The sequence below is a fragment of the Helicobacter sp. T3_23-1059 genome, from assembly GCF_053654515.1.
The window spans coordinates 1-1,431 of the sequence record NZ_JBSIUV010000135.1 but is presented as its reverse complement, the minus strand read 5'-3'; the positions used below and the strand labels follow the sequence as shown (position 1 = coordinate 1,431).

Annotated in this window: 3 protein-coding genes; all 3 read right to left on the bottom strand. The window is 34.9% G+C overall.

Going from position 1 to position 1,431, the window contains the following annotated elements:
• Positions 1-194: 194 nt before the first annotated feature.
• The gene (locus ACWIX0_RS13565) at positions 195-428 is read right to left on the bottom strand and encodes a hypothetical protein (RefSeq protein ID WP_454174515.1); all 234 of its coding nucleotides are present in this window, start codon (positions 426-428) and stop codon (positions 195-197) included.
• Positions 429-479: 51 nt separating this feature from the next.
• Positions 480-1,220, bottom strand: a complete 741-nt coding sequence (locus ACWIX0_RS13560) for a hypothetical protein (RefSeq protein WP_454174514.1) — start codon at positions 1,218-1,220, stop codon at positions 480-482.
• Positions 1,208-1,431: hypothetical protein (locus ACWIX0_RS13555; protein WP_454174513.1), on the bottom strand; the 224-nt coding region annotated here is incomplete at its 5' end. The genes ACWIX0_RS13555 and ACWIX0_RS13560, both read right to left, overlap by 13 nt.

Genomic DNA, 1,431 nt, shown 5'->3' with positions numbered 1-1,431 from the left:
AATGTTTTTATCACTATCAATAAAGCCTTTGATTTTCCACTCATTGTTTTCGCAGATTTTATCCTGCAATGAGGCAAGAAAATCTCTAAATTTTGCTTTGAAAAAGTGCTTGTCCATTATCTTAACAAAAGAACCAAAAAGTAACATTTTGCATAATCTTGTTCAACAATATAAACATTACACCATATACTGCTTTATTTATCTATACAAGCAAGAATGGCTTGAAATCTATCTTGAAAGCCACCTCCACCATATTTGCTTGAATATATCCTTAGTTTTTCTAAATCGTCATCATCATATTCTAAAACACCATTGCCACTATCATACTGCCTTTTTAGCTTTTCCATTAAGTTTTGGTGTCCACCATTACCATTTACCGCTTTACTTAACGCATCTATTGCTTTTGTGTCCAATTTAACACTATACATCTATGACTCCTTATGAAAAATTTATGCTATGTTACCATAATAAAAATAGCCTTATAAATCTATCTGCTTTCCGCCTTTTTCTTTGATTTTTTCCAAAATATCACGCACACAAACTTCGTAGATTTCAAATTCTGCGATATTGCTCTCTTTTAGCCACAACTGCCCCTCGCCCACATTGCCTCTGTGCTGTCCTGTCGAGTAATATTTATTGCTCGCCACTTCATCGCTTGATAGGACAAAATAGCGGATTTTATCCCTCCACACCGCAATCCACACAAACACATCGCAACACTTTGGCTTAATTTGCTGAAAATTCATATCAAAGCCTTCATTTGAATCGCTTGATAGGGCTTTGATTATGAGTGAGTCGCCACTTTTTCGCTTCACTGCGCGGGAGGCTTTGACTTCGATTCGTATGCCTTTATCGCCGTTTTTAAGCCAAAAATCATACTGCCCATTATAATGTTGGTCAAGTTTGTTTGTAGGGTGCTTTAATTCAGGCACAATTTCATTTAAATGCCTTTGCGCCCACGATTCGCCAAAGGTGCGTGGAGCAGTGATTTCAAATAGATAAAGGTATTTATTGCGCTCTAAATATGCGTTTCTAATATCTAAATATTCGCTTAAATTTAATGTTTTTGTAGCGATAAGATGTGCAATGATAAATTCAAATTTATTGAATGGAAAAACACTATACAAGTCATCTAGCCTTTCATCACTTAAATCAATGCTATTGTTATGTTGTTTCATTGCGGCGATTTTTGATTGCAATTCTTTGATTAAATGTTGCATTTTAGTGCCTTTTTGATATGTTGTTGTTGATTTTTATTTATGCCAAAAATTTGATAAATTTGCTCATTTACCAAATGTGCGCTTTTATCATCGCCATCTAAAATCTGCTCCACTAAAAACGCGATTTTTTTATCTTGGGAGTGCGTGATTTGGGGGAAAGGCAGTTGCTCTAAATTCCCTCGCAAAATCTTTATTTCCCCAAAAAGATTTT

What these genes read in the sequence shown, in the direction of transcription:
- ACWIX0_RS13565 (WP_454174515.1), bottom strand. Translation starts at nt 428, where the DNA reads ATGTATAGTGTTAAATTGGACACAAAAGCAATAGATGCGTTAAGTAAA.
- ACWIX0_RS13560 (WP_454174514.1), bottom strand. Translation starts at nt 1,220, where the DNA reads ATGCAACATTTAATCAAAGAATTGCAATCAAAAATCGCCGCAATGAAA.